Source organism: Pseudoalteromonas sp. 20-92, assembly GCF_030847595.1.
GTDB classification, from domain to species: domain Bacteria; phylum Pseudomonadota; class Gammaproteobacteria; order Enterobacterales; family Alteromonadaceae; genus Pseudoalteromonas; species Pseudoalteromonas fuliginea.
Genome location: NZ_JANJGQ010000074.1, coordinates 1 through 538, shown reverse-complemented (window position 1 = coordinate 538; position 538 = coordinate 1). Strand labels below are relative to the sequence as shown.

1 rRNA gene is annotated in these 538 nt (G+C 49.8%); it reads left to right on the top strand.

What is annotated here, in order from left to right:
• Positions 1 to 86 precede the first annotated feature (86 nt).
• A 16S ribosomal RNA gene (locus NRL14_RS20800) occupies positions 87 to 538 on the top strand; the annotation flags it as partial.

Below are 538 nucleotides of genomic sequence, written 5' to 3'. Positions count from 1 at the left end.
GGTAATTATTCGGCACAGTCAATTCAATATCGAAAGATATTAAAAAATTCAGAATTCATTGAGCTGTCGAAAGACATAAAACTTTTTAATTGAAGAGTTTGATCATGGCTCAGATTGAACGCTGGCGGCAGGCCTAACACATGCAAGTCGAGCGGTAACAGAGAGTAGCTTGCTACTTTGCTGACGAGCGGCGGACGGGTGAGTAATGCTTGGGAACATGCCTTGAGGTGGGGGACAACAGTTGGAAACGACTGCTAATACCGCATAATGTCTACGGACCAAAGGGGGCTTCGGCTCTCGCCTTTAGATTGGCCCAAGTGGGATTAGCTAGTTGGTGAGGTAATGGCTCACCAAGGCGACGATCCCTAGCTGGTTTGAGAGGATGATCAGCCACACTGGGACTGAGACACGGCCCAGACTCCTACGGGAGGCAGCAGTGGGGAATATTGCACAATGGGCGCAAGCCTGATGCAGCCATGCCGCGTGTGTGAAGAAGGCCTTCGGGTTGTAAAGCACTTTCAGTCAGGAGGAAAGGTTA